General features: G+C 50.1%; 13 protein-coding genes. 8 read left to right on the forward strand and 5 right to left on the reverse strand.

Translation table 11 applies throughout. The features are described from left to right. The 5 genes from PLU01S_RS23755 to PLU01S_RS23775 form a co-directional block, all read right to left on the reverse strand. Positions 1-1,509, reverse strand: a 1,509-nt coding sequence (locus PLU01S_RS23755; RefSeq protein ID WP_084339943.1) for a DUF262 domain-containing protein, incomplete at its 3' end; no start/stop codon positions are given. Then, positions 1,502-2,911, reverse strand: a complete 1,410-nt coding sequence (locus PLU01S_RS23760) for a DUF262 domain-containing protein (protein WP_074830216.1) — start codon at positions 2,909-2,911, stop codon at positions 1,502-1,504. The genes PLU01S_RS23755 and PLU01S_RS23760, both read right to left, overlap by 8 nt. Further along, positions 2,908-4,149 carry a restriction endonuclease subunit S gene (locus PLU01S_RS23765; protein WP_083398007.1) on the reverse strand — a complete coding sequence of 414 codons (1,242 nt, stop codon included), beginning with the start codon at positions 4,147-4,149 and terminating at the stop codon, positions 2,908-2,910. Before PLU01S_RS23765 ends, PLU01S_RS23760 begins: the two co-directional genes overlap by 4 nt. Further along, positions 4,140-6,623 carry a type I restriction-modification system subunit M gene (locus PLU01S_RS23770; RefSeq protein WP_074830219.1) on the reverse strand — a complete coding sequence of 828 codons (2,484 nt, stop codon included), beginning with the start codon at positions 6,621-6,623 and terminating at the stop codon, positions 4,140-4,142. Before PLU01S_RS23770 ends, PLU01S_RS23765 begins: the two co-directional genes overlap by 10 nt. Positions 6,624-7,214: 591 nt before the next feature. After that, on the reverse strand, positions 7,215-8,171 hold the full coding sequence (locus PLU01S_RS23775; RefSeq protein WP_074830222.1) for a tyrosine-type recombinase/integrase: 957 nt from the start codon (positions 8,169-8,171) through the stop codon (positions 7,215-7,217). Between the two features lie 333 nt (positions 8,172-8,504). On the opposite strand from PLU01S_RS23775, the gene PLU01S_RS23780 reads away from it, so the two are divergent. The 8 genes from PLU01S_RS23780 (at position 8,505) to PLU01S_RS25570 (ending at position 13,961) form a co-directional block, all read left to right on the forward strand. Further along, positions 8,505-8,861 carry a helix-turn-helix domain-containing protein gene (locus PLU01S_RS23780; protein WP_074830225.1) on the forward strand — a complete coding sequence of 119 codons (357 nt, stop codon included), beginning with the start codon at positions 8,505-8,507 and terminating at the stop codon, positions 8,859-8,861. A 111-nt stretch (positions 8,862-8,972) separates the two neighbouring features. Then, positions 8,973-9,350, forward strand: coding sequence for a hypothetical protein (locus PLU01S_RS25560; protein ID WP_139208962.1), 378 nt, complete (start codon positions 8,973-8,975; stop codon positions 9,348-9,350). Positions 9,351-9,517: 167 nt separating this feature from the next. Continuing rightward, the gene (locus PLU01S_RS26455) at positions 9,518-11,332 is read left to right on the forward strand and encodes an inositol monophosphatase family protein (protein WP_159435131.1); all 1,815 of its coding nucleotides are present in this window, start codon (positions 9,518-9,520) and stop codon (positions 11,330-11,332) included. 84 nt (positions 11,333-11,416) lie between these two features. Next, positions 11,417-11,815, forward strand: a complete 399-nt coding sequence (locus PLU01S_RS23790) for a hypothetical protein (RefSeq protein WP_074830228.1) — start codon at positions 11,417-11,419, stop codon at positions 11,813-11,815. A gap of 36 nt (positions 11,816-11,851) precedes the next feature. Then, on the forward strand, positions 11,852-12,685 hold the full coding sequence (locus PLU01S_RS25565; RefSeq protein ID WP_139803995.1) for a hypothetical protein: 834 nt from the start codon (positions 11,852-11,854) through the stop codon (positions 12,683-12,685). A 166-nt stretch (positions 12,686-12,851) separates the two neighbouring features. Continuing rightward, on the forward strand, positions 12,852-13,115 hold the full coding sequence (locus tag PLU01S_RS23795) for a hypothetical protein (protein ID WP_074830230.1): 264 nt from the start codon (positions 12,852-12,854) through the stop codon (positions 13,113-13,115). A gap of 19 nt (positions 13,116-13,134) precedes the next feature. Next, positions 13,135-13,482 (forward strand): hypothetical protein, encoded by a 348-nt coding sequence (locus tag PLU01S_RS23800; protein ID WP_010799723.1) that lies wholly within the window; start codon positions 13,135-13,137, stop codon positions 13,480-13,482. Positions 13,483-13,745: 263 nt separating this feature from the next. Beyond that, positions 13,746-13,961 (forward strand): hypothetical protein, encoded by a 216-nt coding sequence (locus tag PLU01S_RS25570; protein ID WP_139803996.1) that lies wholly within the window; start codon positions 13,746-13,748, stop codon positions 13,959-13,961. Positions 13,962-14,787: the final 826 nt, after the last annotated feature.

Consider the following 14,787-nt stretch of genomic DNA (forward strand, 5'->3'; position numbering starts at 1 on the left):
GTTCTCGTAGATTATTGCAGAGTATTCCAAGCCCGCTTCTAGAGCCAGAAAGCGGTCAAAAACAAAGGCCTTGGCGACGGACTCCATATGCTGCAGATAGGCCTGCGCCTCAACCTGATTAGCGTGAAACAGGTAATGCAGCGCCGCATTCAGCCAATGCTTGTAAACCATGGTTGGCGTAGATACATGAAACGCTGAAAGCAGCATCAAGATGCGACGATTGACACCTTCGCTGCCCTCTTCCTCGCCGAAGGTATTTACATAACTCCCTCGTCCCGCCCGAATACGCCCACCGCTATCGTTCCACTTGAGGCGCTTTAGGCTCCAACCATCAGCACCCTTGATGAACTCGCGTTTGATCACATACTGGTCAAACAGGTACTTGCAGCGCAGCAGGCTGAAGGTAAAACGCTTCACCGCAACGGCCGGGTCAGACTGCTTCAAAACATGAGCCTCAAAGGTATCAAGCAGACGCTTGTCATCCAGGGGAATGTCCTCTTGCGTATCGACACGCAGCACATGCAGCAAAAAGTTGGGGAAGTTAATGACTGTATTAAACCGCTCGGGCGCTTCTTCGCCGCTATCGGGCTTTTCCGCATTAAGCGGAGGTCCCTCAATGATGTCCTTAAGGGACAACGAAGCACCCTCCTTGTAGGCCACCTCTTGTGTACGGTGCAGCGCAACCGTCAGCTCATCAAAGTTAGCTAGCTCAAACCGGCCCCAATCCTTTTCACCAAAAATGCTGCTGCGCTGGCCAGGCGTGAAGCCCATCTGCACGTAGCGCTCCATATTTGCGCAGGCTTCCCATACGGTGTGCAGGCAATTCTGGCTCTGCTGGCAGCCCTGCAACTTCTCCATCATCCGCGCCTTGAGCACCTCATGCTTTTCTAGCTGCTCACCGCGGTTGTTCATGATTTCAAAGTAATGGTTCAGGTCCGTATCCGGCGGCACCTTCACGCGCATGATTTGTACGTAGCGAAACAGGAATTCTGCAAATTGCTGCGCTGAAACCCCATTCTCCTTGAGCTTCTGCGGCAAGACCTTCTGGATCAGCCGGTAACCATTGAGGATGCCGGTGTTGATCTGCTTTTCAGTCAGCACCTCGCCAGGATCATCCTTGAAGCGACCCTCGAAGATGGCCGCAAAGGTCGCCCGCGAATGCTCGCGACTATCGAAGTGCAGACTCAGGCTTGAATACCAGGCGAGATCGACGGCCTTGGTGTTCTTTAGATAAGACGTCAGTAACGACAGCGTTGTCAGGCGCTGCTGACCATCGATGGTCTCGAAGACCGGTGTTTTGGCATCCAGTCGCTCATACACCACCAGGCTGCCAATATAGTAATTGCGTGCTGGCTTATCTTGTTTCGGCAGGTAGTCGATCACGTCCTGAATCAGTTGGGTGATCTCACCCTCTTCCCAGGCGTAATTGCGCTGATACATCGGGATCACATACTCAACATTCCCACTGAGCAGCCGCTGGATGGACAGCTGGGTGATGGCCTCACTCATAGTATTTCATCGCTTTAAACAGCGCCTCGATTGCCCCAGTCTTGGTCGAACTGCTGCCAGTGAGTGATTTAAGCGGGTGATTGATAAAATCAGCCGGGCGGGTCGCATCTTTGATCAGCCTGAACAGATTGTTCGCCAGCACGTAGTTGTCCATGCTGGCCAGCTGCACCACCTGCATCTGCAGACGCAGGCTATAGGCCCAGATGAATATCTTCTCGATGGCACGCGACAGCTCCGCGTGGTCGAACTTGTCGATGTAGTAGATCAACAGACAATCGAACATAGCACGCACATAGCAATCACCCGTGCGGGTTCTCGCCGGGTAAGAGTTAATGGTTTTCATAATTTCTTTCGCGAAACCATCCAAGCCCTCAGCGCCGACCAGCTCGTGGCCGCTCCAGGACTCGGAGCTGATCCGAGCTACCTTGCTCTGGTAATGACTGATCAGCTCGAAGAAGCGCCGACCATTGATGATGATCTGGTCCAGGTGGAAGGGAAAACCCATCTCCTGCGAGTCGATCTGGCGCTCGTATTGCCCGTTGTAGTGGTCAACGAAGTGGTGAGCGATGCGCAGCTGCTCCACGTAGGGGTAGCTGGCCACCGTATCGATATTCACGCCCTTGAATAGGTCGCTGTCATCCTTGCTGAAGTAACGCGCCGACACCCCTTTCGACCAATTGCGGATGCGGTACAGGTACTGCGAGAACAGCGTGGCCAGCTCCTTGGTATCACTGTTTTCCCAACGAGCCACAGTAGCCACCTTCAATGGCTCGTCACGTGGGCTGAACTCCCGCAGGTGGTAGGCCTTGAGCAGATCATGCGGTTCCAGATCGCGGCCCCGCGCATTCTGCGAGTCGAAAAACTGGAAGGCCTCCGACACATCCGCCAGCTCCACTGCCACGACCTGACACTTGTTCAAAAAGAAGTCGATATGCGCCTCGGAAAAGTCCGCCCGGGAAACAATGCGGGCCACCTCAAGGTAATTGCTGTGGATGTTTTTATGCGAGATTTCACTGGTAAAGCTGGGGTTGACCATTACCGGCTCAAGCTTGAGTAACCGCTCCTGCAGGTCTTTACGCTCAAGCGCTTTCGCCTTGCACCGCTGAATCAACGCACGGGCAGCCAGCAACAGACTGATAGCGCGCTGCTGGCCATCAACGATGTTCTTTTTCCCACCCTCCCGGTGAAACACGATGGTGCCCAAGCGGTAGGCCGACTTGTCCTTATGGATAATGATATCGGAGAACAGCTGGTTGATATGCTTGCCGGTCCATTTGTACGGGCGCTGGTACTGGGGAATTTCCAGCGCTGGGTCCATGAGCAAGTCAGACACGCTGATAATGGTGCTGGAGAGTTCACTAGCCTGCGGTACTTGATTTGCGTCCATGCTCAGGTTGGTCATACCAGGCGCGTCCTTCCGGTGAGAAGTTCTTGCATCATGCCTTGCTTAAGGGCGCGGGTTTTGGCCAGACGCTGCTCCAGCGCGACCAGCTCGGCGTCCATATCGGACAGCACCGTGGCGATGGCGGTTTGTTCGGAGAGGGAGGGCAGCGAAAAAATGAACTTCTTCATATCCGAGCCATAGAGGTGATAAACCGTCGACCCGGTAACCAATCGAAGGACTTGGCTCTCCTCGCGGCGAATGATGTAACTCAAGAAAGGCCCAAATACTCGCTGCTTATCCGAGCGAATCACAAGAATGTCTCCACCAAGGATGACGCCATCAATAATGACGCAGCTTGCTTTTGCCAAACCTCTGGGTGTGACATCCGAAGTGGGCATTAACACGTCGTTTGCAACAGATCGGAAAGAATCTTCCATACCATTGGTACGGCTAAATATTTCGCCAATCGTCTCTGGGTACTTAGTGAACAGCTCACCGTAGTGAATACAAGGATCTGAACCGTCAGGAACAAGCGCGCTCTTGGGTAGACCCTTGCCTTTGAGAAAAGTCGCCACTTCTCCCAACTGCATCACCCCCCACTCGCCATCGAAACCGGGTAGACGGGTTTGACCGGTGAGGAGTTGTTGCATGGCGGCCTGTTTTAGGTCGCGCTTCTTGGCGATAAGCCGCTCCAGCGCACCCAGCAGCGCATCCACATCACTCAACGCCGTCGCGATGGCACGCTGTTCGGGCAAGTCAGGAACAAGAATCTGAAGTTGCTTTAGAGCTGGGATTCTTAGGTTACTGACCGTGGACCCTGTTCCTCCTGCAACAGAAATTGAACGCTGAACGCCTTCGCTTAGTAGAGCGTATAGAGCATAGGTGCTGTTGAATTCGACGCGATTGAGACGAAGCAATACCATTCGTTGACCCAGACAGCATCTCAGTCCTTCAGGGATCATGCACACAAGTCCCATTGGAGCCTCGCGGGTAATCACTAAATCTCCAAACGTCGGAACGGCTCGCCTTGTTCTCTCAGCGAAATGTTTTTCATCAGTGAAGCTGGCCTCTGATAGGTCAAGCTTGCCGTTTCGAATGTTCTGATTTCGAATCACGACCGTACCCGTCTTAGTCCAAACAGGGGTCGAGTGATCACAATCAAGTACAGCAATGCACATTGCACCGAGCTGCTTTACCTCCCACTCCTCCGGAATAACCCCGATCTCCGTCTGCTTGTAGCCCAACTTCACTGCCATACCGCCCCCATCTTTTTCAGATGTTCGTCCACGCGGCTGGCAAAGGTGGCGACCTCATCAATGAGCTGCGGCAACGGCCTGGCATAGCGCTCACTCAGTTCACGAATACGCCCGGTCAGGGTTTGCGACACACGATCCAGTTCGCCTTGTACGGCAACGGCCAAGGTGGCCAGCCACTTATCGTCGACCACCAGGGTCTTGATCTCGGCTTCGCTCAGCTGTGGGTATTTGGCGTGGATCTTGTTATCGAGGTCTTCTTCGGTCTTTTTCAGCTTGGCTTTGAGGGTGCTTTGCTGGTCGAGCAGGCCGGCATACTCAGTCAGCACCCTGAGCTCATCCTCATAGTCCGGGTCGTTATCAATCTCGCGTTGGCGGGCCTTGATGGCTTTGGCGGTGACCTTCTGCTTGTCGCCCTCGCCTTCGATCACTTCGCTCAGTGAGCCATCTTCGCCGCTGTGCTCTTCGAGCAGCTCGCTCAGGCTTTGCTCGACGCTGGCCAACTCAGTTTCCAGCCCTTCAATGGCACTGCGCTCTGCGCTGAAGTAGCGGGCAACCAGCAGCTCAACCGGAATCAGGTCAGACTTGAAGCGGCGCTTACCTTGGCTGTAGTCGTGCTTCTCCGCCCAGACCAGCTTGTTGTTCTTATCCTTGACCTTTTGAATCTCACGCACCGTCGCGCCAGCCTTCCAGCCGTCGGCGCTGATCAGGTAGCAGTCGTCCTGCATGGTCTCGGCCCAGTAGTCCATCAGGTGCTGGTAGATGTCGTAATGGTCGAGCAAGGGTGCTTTGGCAAAGACGCTAAGCAGCTCTTCCGAAAGGTTGAAGATCAACTCCTTGGGATGGCTGCTCGCCGCATCCGCAGCAAAACCTTTCAGCTGCAGCGTGCTGCTAGCCAGCCACTGATTGAACAGCGTATCCACAGCCGCCTTGAATGCAGTGAACTGCGGGTGGCCGAAGATCACCGACTTCACCTCGGGGCTGACCAGCTCAAAATAACCGGCGTGGTTGGCGGGTTTGAACAGGGCCGTGCGCAGGGCTGGCATCACCTGCCAGTAGCTATCGAAGGCGTCGATGTCACGCCCGGGGATGCCGCCGCGCAGATGACCGTCGATATCCTGAATATCCTCCGGCTCGCTGCTGTCGATATAGCGCGGCAGGTTTAGGTTGAAGTCGTTCTTCAGATCGCTGATCTCGTCAAAAGAGACCATACGAGCGTAGCGTGGAACTTCGACCATTCGCTTGAAGGTATCGACGATCCTATGTACGTCCTGGTCGCGCAGGCGATTTTTCGGGCCGTCCTTCAAGAATCCTTTGGATGCATCGATCATAAATATGCCTTTTCGAGCGCTGGCATTTTCCTTATCGAGCACGAGAATGCAGGCGGGAATTCCTGTTCCGAAAAACAGGTTAGCCGGCAGTCCTATGATTGCTTTGAGGAAGCCCGAGCGCACCAGCTTTTCACGTATAGCCGCCTCGGCGTTGCCACGAAACAATACGCCGTGCGGCAGGATGCAGGCTCCTTTGCCAGTGCTTTTAAGCGAGCGGATGATATGCAATAGAAACGCGTAGTCGCCCTGTTTGGCTGGCGGCTCGCCCCAGGCAAAACGCTGGTATAGATCGTTGCTAGGTGTTAAGCCAACGCTCCACGTCTTGACCGAGAACGGTGGGTTGGCCACTACATAGTCGTATGTACGCAGGTTTTCACCGTCTTTGAACTTCGGCGAGGACAGCGTGTTTCCCTGCAAGATGTTAGCGGTCGGAAAGTTGTGCAGGATCATATTCATGCGGGCGAGACCGGCGGTGGTCACGTCCATCTCCTGCCCTTCCAACGTGATGTGCTTACCCGCCTGGTCGGCCACTTTCAGCAAAAGCGATCCCGAGCCGCAGGTAGGGTCATAAACCGTGGTGGACGCTAAGGCATTGGCTGGGCTGACGCCTATGACTTGCGCGATGATCCGGCTGACCTCGGATGGCGTATAGAACTGGCCCTTGCTCTTGCCGCTCTGAGTAGCGAAGTGACGCATTAGGTATTCATAAGCGTCGCCAAGGATGTCGTCGTTGTCGGCACGATTTTTCGAGAAATTTAATTCCGGTTTCTCGAAGATGGCTATTAGGTTCGTCAGCCGATCCACCATGTCCTGTCCATCGCCAAGCTTGCTCGGGTCGTTGAAATCAGGGAAATCACTGCGAGCAAGCCGGGTGTTGGCTTCGATCAGCGGTTGTATGATCTGCTTGTTAATCTTGTCGCCTATGTCTGGCTTACCCTTAAGAGCGATCATGTCCTTAAAGCTAGCACCCACTGGGATAGTTACTGGTGGTGCAAAATCATCCGACATGCCGTACTTATCAGAGATGTACTTGATAAACAGCATGAACAGGACGTAGTCCTTGTACTGGCTGGCATCCATCCCCCCACGCAGCGCATCACACGAGGCCCATAAGGAGGAGTAAAGGTCAGATTTCTTGATAGCCATTGATCATCCTAGCTAGGGTAAACAGTAATCACGTAGGTATGGGGTATTAGTGCGCACGGAAAATACGCTTAGCACCAATGCTATAGAGAGGTTCTGCAATAATTTTAGAGAGGCGAGGCTTATCCGCGATTAACTATTAACTCTATCTATTCTCGCCTAATAGGGCTAGAGAATCGCTTTCTGCCTCACTCAAGAAGATAAGAAATCTCGGGTACAGCGTTACGCCTCGTTCAGCGTAACGGGCCTACCTTTCATGACCCGCTAAATCTCTGGTACTGACTGCCTGTTCGATGCTCCATGCTTTTTGCGACTAGAGAGGAGTAACCTAAATACACATACCCAGCCCATAAGCGATGGCACTCCAAAACCCACCTTAGTCACTTCAGGTCTGTTGATTGCCATTGGAAGAATCACAGATTTTCGCCAGAGAGTATAATTCAGCGAAATATCATATGAGTTTTTCTTGGGGCTAGACACTTAGAGCACTACCCCAAGCTACGAACAGCAACCTTACTACCGTGTAATCAGATCAAAAAATTTAACGTAAGTAAGGATTATGCGAAGTATTCCCCATAGGGGTGGGGTGCATATCTATATATATATCCGCTCAACCTCATCGAGGCTGATGTCGTCCCGCCGCCGGTCATAGAGCTGGGTAGTTCGGGTCGAGGAGTGATTGGCCATGGCTGCCGCGTTTTCCAGCGTGCCGCCATTCTTCAGGTAGGCGGTAATGCCAGTGGCGCGAAAGGTGTGGTTGCCAATCGGCGTCTCGATCCCGGCGGCGAGCGCCCGCCGGCGCACCATGGCATGGGCATTGGCCTGCGGCAGGGCATTGCGGCTCAGCTGCCCGGTGCCACGCGCAATGGTCCGGAACAACGGCCCCTTGGGATCCGCCTCGATGCCGGTGCCCACTAGGTAGGCGTGCAGATATTCCTCGAGGGAGTGATGGCAGGGCATCTCGTGCCGCTTGCCGCCTTTCTCGCGCAGTCGCACCCACAGCCGGTACTGCTGCCGGTACACGTCTTCCACCTTCATGGCCAGGGCAGCACCGACGCGGGCAAAGGAAAACACCATCAGCCCAATCAAGGCGCGATCCCTAAGCCCGATCGGCGTACTCACGTCGATGCTGTCCAGCAGCGCACGGGCTTCGGTGGGAGCCAAGACCGGCGTCTTGCCCTGCCGGGCGCTGTGGCTGGGCCCACGCACCGAGGCCGCCGGGTTGGTAGGAATCACCTGCCCGGTGACTAGCCAGTCAAACAGGTGCCGCAGGGCGGCCAGGCGCTGCTTGACCGTGGACGCCGAGAGGGTCTGGGTCTGCCACTCAATCCAGGCCGACACATGCAGCGGTTGGATCTCGCCCATCGACGCCACTCCGACCGTCTCACACCAGGCCAGAAATTCACCGACGGCGCGGCCATAGGCGCGGCGGGTGTGGGGGTTACGGATATTGGCGGTAAAGAAATCGACAAAGCGCATCTGCGCGCCGCGACCGGCCGCCTCGACCAGCGCAGGCAGGGTCACCGTTTCAATCAACGCAGGCGCTTTCATTTTCTATCAATTCCTTATTTTTAATAGGGCGTCTGTATGGAGGCTCCATTAACCGCGTCGCGGCCCCAACAGACCAAACACCAGCCATAAAATAAATGATAAAGGACATTATCACATGTATAGCCGCCAATCGGATTGGCACCTATGCCATTAAACCACTTCTGGTTTGATGGCATAGGTGCTTGATAAAGCCATACCCATACCTTTTATGACATCAGAAGCTGTGTAGAGATCTCTTAAGATGCATGAAGATGCATCTTTACAAATCCGATCACACCTATTATAGTATGTGCAAGCTAAAGGATCCTCCCTAAAAGGTATGAGAGCATATAAATGTACAATCTAGACCCTAATTCAGATATCTTTCATGCTGAACTGCGCCGTGCACGTGTAGAGAAAGGAATGACGCAAACAGAACTGGCAGCTGCCTTAGGCATCTCGGCCGTAATGACCCAACGCTATGAAATGGAGCGCGAGAAAAAGTACAGCGCCCGCCCTACCCCCATTACGGCTAAAAAAATTCAAGATTTCTTTTCTCAAACCAAGGAAAAAAGCGCAGAACTCCATCCTCATACAAATGAGAAAGCACAGGAATCCATTAGGAACTCGCTTCAATACTTTTCCCTTGACGATTTAATTGGAGAAATTCGCAGACGTGGCTTCGTAGTAACCTTACAATCTAAAGGTTAATCCATATAAAATTAATTACGAATTACTTTAAGGAGAATAAAAAGTTTATCAAATTTCTTGATTATTACTTTACGAATGAAAGCTAATAATTCAGTAGTAGGGATTACGTAAGTGAGAATACCTAGTTTCAAAGAGCTAGAAGCCGATAGGCTTGAGATTCCTGCTTACAAATGGCAGTCCTACGCAAGTGGATTACATCAAAACGTATATGCTTATAAGTACTATTGGTGGGTGTTTCATAAAGATAGTCCCTGCGACGGTCACGAATTTCTATCGGATCAGTATCGTTTAACTACTGCAGCTGCTTTTAAGCTCATGCAGCAGCTTCAGCAGGCTGGTAATCCTTATTGGGTCTATAATAAACGTACTCCTAGAAAGCCTTCCAAATTCTCTCCGCCCTGGAATTTAAACTCTCCTCGCTGGAAAGATACGGAATGGGCTCCGTCTTATCCAGACGATAGCGACCTGACATACAAATGGCATAAATAAAATCCCTCTAATTATTAGTTAGTCAGTTTATTTTGCAAAAAACTTAATATTTTGTTTGATTGGTGTCTATCGCCCGGAATTTGTATTTATCGATATATACAACGCTTATTGTATATAGGCTCTATTAGCAAAATACCGGCGTACTAATTATAGGGAAGGAATATACCGTGCAAAGACAGGATCTATCAGAGCTCCTGGATAAGGTAATTGCTCTAGTCGAAACTGCAGGCGAACGACTAATTGAGGAATGGCAACGTGACGGCGGTCCTCGCGGTATGGACGATAAGGCTGAAATTGATGAGGAGCTTGAGGTTTTCTTTCAAGAGGAGCTGCCTGAGTTACTAGAAGCCGATTTCTGGGGTGAAGAAACACTGCCCCATCTAAGCGGCAACCCTTATTGCTGGGTAGTAGATCCACATGACGGTACCCGTGACTTTCTTTATGGATTACCAGGTAGTTCTATTTCGGTAGCCCTGTTGTATCACCAGGTACCAGTACTAGGCGTTGTCTATGCGCCTATTAGCCCTGACCGTGGTAAGGACTGCATTGCCTGGGCTGAAGGCTTGCCCTATCTATTACGCAATCGCGAACCGCTTAAAGTTAATCTTTCCAAGCGTGAGCTGGGACATGACAGCATTATCTTTCTTAGCGCTGCAGCCGCTAAAAAACCTTATGTCAATGCTGAGCTATGCGAGCCGGCGCGCTTTATCGCTATGCCTAGCATTGCCTATCGCCTAGCTCGAGCAGCAGCAGGTGATGGTATTTGCGGGGTATCGCTAGTAGGTCTGTCTGCTCATGATGTAGCAGGTGGCCATGCCCTACTACGTGGAGCCGGCGGCGTACTGGTGGACCAGCATGGCTATGAGGTGAATTATCAAGATATGGAAAGGGTCTCGGTCCATTGCTTTGGCGGAGCGCCTGATGCCTGTGCCGAGTTGTTACAGCGCCCTTGGAATCAAGTTTACAGCACACCTACAACATCTTCTCGCCGCCCCATAGGATCGCCTACGTTTCCTCGGCTAACGATGATGCAACGAGCGCAAGGCTGCTTGGCTGGCCTTCTGGCTGGTGACAATTTAGGTGCGCAGGTTGAATTCATGAGCTCGGCGCGAATCGCGCTGCGCTGTGAGACTCAGCCCCTGATCATGGAAGACGGCGGTGCCTGGAATATCCAGGCGGGTCAGCCTACCGATGATGGAGAGCTCGCTCTAGCCTTAGCGCGAAGCCTCGTTAGTAGCGGCACCTACAACGTAGAGGCAGCGGCTAAAGCTTATGTTGAATGGGTTCACTCATCGCCTTTTGATGTGGGAAACACCATACGTCAGGCCTTACTGGGCCCTCTTCGGCATCCTGATCTTTCAGTAGCTGAAGCATGCCGATTAGCTGCATCACCAAATAGCCAAGCCAATGGTGCATTGATGCGTGTTGCACCCATAGGTATTGCGGCTTGCGGTCGTCCTGACCTTGCTGCCGCCTGGGCTCGACAGGATGCCTTGCTAACCCACCCGCATCCGGTGTGTCTGGAGGCCAATGCTGCTTATGCCGCTGCGATTGCTGCAGGTGTTCAAGGATATACGCGAAAGGAAATGTTTGAGGCCGCTATGGATGTGCTGGACCACAGCCCATCCGCAGAGATTGTTAAGGAATGTCTTCTGTCTGCCGAAGACGGGTATATGCCAGAAGACTATATGGAGCATATGGGCTGGGTACTCATTGCCTTACAGAACGCTTTCTGCCATCTCATGGCAGGCCATGGCGTAGAGAAAGCTGTTGTCGAATCGGCTCTTCAGGGCGGTGATACCGATACCAATGCCTGTATTACAGGCGCACTGATTGGCGCTGCAGATGGAATAAAAGGCATCAACAAAAACTGGCTTCTTCACTTACAAGCCTGCCGGCCGCATAAAGACAGCCTAACCCCTCGTCTCTTGTGTTACTGGCCAGATGATTTTCTTAAACTGAGTAAAGCCTTATTGGCTTGAGCTCCCTTAATAATATTTTGCCAAAAAGAGGATATTTATAATCATCTTTTTATGGCATATGTGTAGTCCTTTGGAGATATATAGATGAACACTGCAGAAGTACTTAATAAGGTTTGGTCTGATATTAAAAATCTTACCGGGCTAAATACCCCAGATAAAAATGTGCCATTTACAATCCATACAGTTAAAAATGATCGTGTAGTAATAATAACCAATGGCGGAAGCCCTATCGTCTTGTGGCGATCAGCATTCGAAGCTGTAATTCAATATCTTCATGAAAATAAAATTTACGGAGAAGAGAACCGAGTTGAGATTGGATCAAGCAATAAAGAAAAAGAAGCAAAATCTCTATGTGTGGTTTCTCGCGAACACCGTAAAACCCGTGTCATAAACTATATTCTTCCAATTTTGGAAAAATTTGAAATAGTTAAAACAAAAAAGAAGAATAGCAAAGAAAAGTCTAGTGCTTGGTTAAAAAAATAAAATATAAAAATCCTAGAGCCATATTAGGTTCTAGGATTGAATTTACTGTCGCTACCTTTGCCTTGTACTGCCCTCTCATTCAAGGAAAATCGAATTTTGATTGAGCAGTTACCTTATATGGAAGAGCCTGAATGGCTAATAGAGTTAAATAGATTATCTATTTTATATAACGAGTTCCCTCTCAAATCTATTCTTTACCGGTCAGTTTACTATCCCGCTGCAGGTGTTGATGGCGATCCAGTTAAATATCTAGCAGGCAACTTTTACAGTTTTGTATACGTAGATTATGGATACAGCCGAGAGGAACTAAGCAAAGCATTAACTCAACGTGGCTTTCGAGGCTATAAACCTATAGCGATCCGTGATGTTACAGAACAAGAGCTCTTAGCCTGTCGGCCAATACCTCTATTTTTATCTGTTAAGAAGAATCGCTTTCGCTTTTCAAATCAAGAACCTGAACCCTTTTGCTACTGGATTGTTTTTCAAAGACTAGACGTCATGCCGGATAACCATGGCCCTAAACGGTTTAGTCTCCTCTATATATGTGCAGACGGGGTGGCTACTTACGAGGCGCTTTACACGGCTAATGAAATAGCGCCTAGCTGTATTGCTATTATCCAGCCTGGCCATGGATTTGGTGGTAACTGGACTAATTTCGAAGCTCCACACGACAGCTTGGCTTGGCTTGTACGAGGGAAACCAGGATACCCGCGGCCACGCTATCTCATGAATGGAGGTATTGGTCCGAAGGAATTTTACCGTACTCCATGTTGGCCAGAATATAACCGTCCGATTCGCCTACTACTAAAGGCAGGACAAGGATCAATTCGAATCTGGGAGAGCAACTTGAAGTTATTCGCTAATGATTAATTAGATAATCCTATAAAGATTTTTTTAAAGCTTCCCTCCAGATCTGCAGATCCAAGAATAGCCTAAGATGACAATCTATTTTAGGCGAGGAGTGATCCAGCGTTTTAGGCATGTAAAGCCCTAATTTAATGACTCATAAAACTCATGATTTCATGGAGAACTAGCTTTGACAGTCGATAAGAATTATAACGAAGGAAAACAGCTAGCCGCTGATAGCAAAAAAACTAATTCTTCTCAGAAAAATCAGCTCGACGTTTCTGATCATTTAGCGATTGATGATTACAGTAAAGATTTTGTCGAACGTATTCTGAGCCAGAAGGAAAGCGATTTCGTAGAAATCGATTGCAACGCGCTTATCGCCATGCTGGATCGCATGATTGATGAGGCTGAGCGAATGGAAGCATTAGATCGTAAAGAACAAGGTGAGTAGCCTTAAAAGGAGAGCTCCAGTGTCAGATTGGAATACAGCAAAAGAAACTGCTCGAGGAATTTTAGTTAGACACGCCAAAAGACGCGCAGCCCAAACTATTACTTATGGTGATCTTGTAGCGCAGCTGCCTATTTCACTTGAGGCTAACGATCCAAGACTAAGCGTAATGTTAGACGAAATATCGAAAGAAGAATACAAGGCGGGACGTGGATTCTTGACTGTCCTTGTCGTCCATAAAAGCGGTGATCTGATGCCTGGTCAGGGATTCTTTAAGATGGCGACGGAGTGCGGAGCGGTCTTTATTGATCGTGAGCGCTTTTGGTGTGATGCATTCAAGAAAGTTATTACTTACTGGCAGAACAACTGAACATTGCTAAAAAAGCCAAACGTACAAGATGACGTCCAGACAGCAGCTGTATCTCCCTGTGTGAATGACAAGACATGAAGTTAACTGACCGGCGTTACGGTTAGTCAACTTCATCTATCTTGCCCGGATCAAAGATCGGATTTTATGAGGCCGCCGTCGATTAATGAGGCATAACGAAAAGCCCTCTAAAACAGGATCGAGACGCTCTAGGCAGCGTGATGAACAACTCTCAAAATAGGCTGGAGGCCGCACCCAGGCGCGTGATGAACAACTCCCAAAACGGGCTGGAGGCCGCACCCAGGCGCGTGATGAACAACTCCCAAAACGGGCTGGAGGCCGCACCCAGGCGCGTGATGAACAACTCCCAAAACGGGCTGGAGGCCGCATCCAAGCGCGTGATGAACAACTCTCAAAACGATTACAGCCATCACCCTTCGGAACTGATTTTGTGTAACCCAGCTGGATGCCACTCGCCATGACCAGGACGTGATAAACAAGTCTCAGCCTAAATTCTGATTGCTAAATCAAATTATCGAAAAATAGAGACTAGGATCGAACCTGCATTCCGATTTTAGATTTTGTTTCTTAAGCGAATCAATCAGTCATATAACTGCGTTTCGATCTTCCTCGTTATGAAATAAACATTCAAGCTGCTCTTATCTTCTTCCAATTAAATAAGTCGGATGTTCTAACTACTTATGATTTGTTGCTTTCTATAAGCATTCTTTTTGCCAGCAAAGAGAATGCCTCCGGATCGTAGATCCTGGGTTTCAAAGGGGGTCCCCTTTGGCACCGGATGTGTATACATCCATAGCGTGCCTGTAAAACAAGCCTGAAAACCCCGAAAGGCAGAATAAGAATTAATGTAGGGAATATGTCAGGAGTTTGTAGGGGATTTGTCAGGAATTTCAGCCCTATCTACTGCTATGCAGGCTATTTGTCAGGACTTTGCAGGGAGTTTGTCAGGTCTAGTCAGAGGCTGGTAGCTATGGGAAGAAAAGTTAACTATAGCTAAAAGCTGATGTAGGAATGATCACATCAGTAAACAATGGAGAAGCATTAAGAGTTAAGCTCAGATATGCGTCAACCGCTCGAATAAACCAGCCGCTTAAAGTGTTGGTAATATCGCTGGCTACTATTTAGGCTTAGATTTGCTGGTGGAATGGCTTGCCATAAAAGCAATCACCAGGAATAAAACAACACCTTGTCCTATCAGCCAATAAGTTCCGCTATCCATTTTTCGTAACCTCGAGATATTGAAAACCTATACACCAATATAGCAGGCCTCATTGATAGAGTGGACTT

Origin of the sequence: Pseudomonas luteola NBRC 103146, from assembly GCF_002091675.1 — a bacterium.
Taxonomy (GTDB): Bacteria; Pseudomonadota; Gammaproteobacteria; order Pseudomonadales; family Pseudomonadaceae; genus Chryseomonas; species Chryseomonas luteola.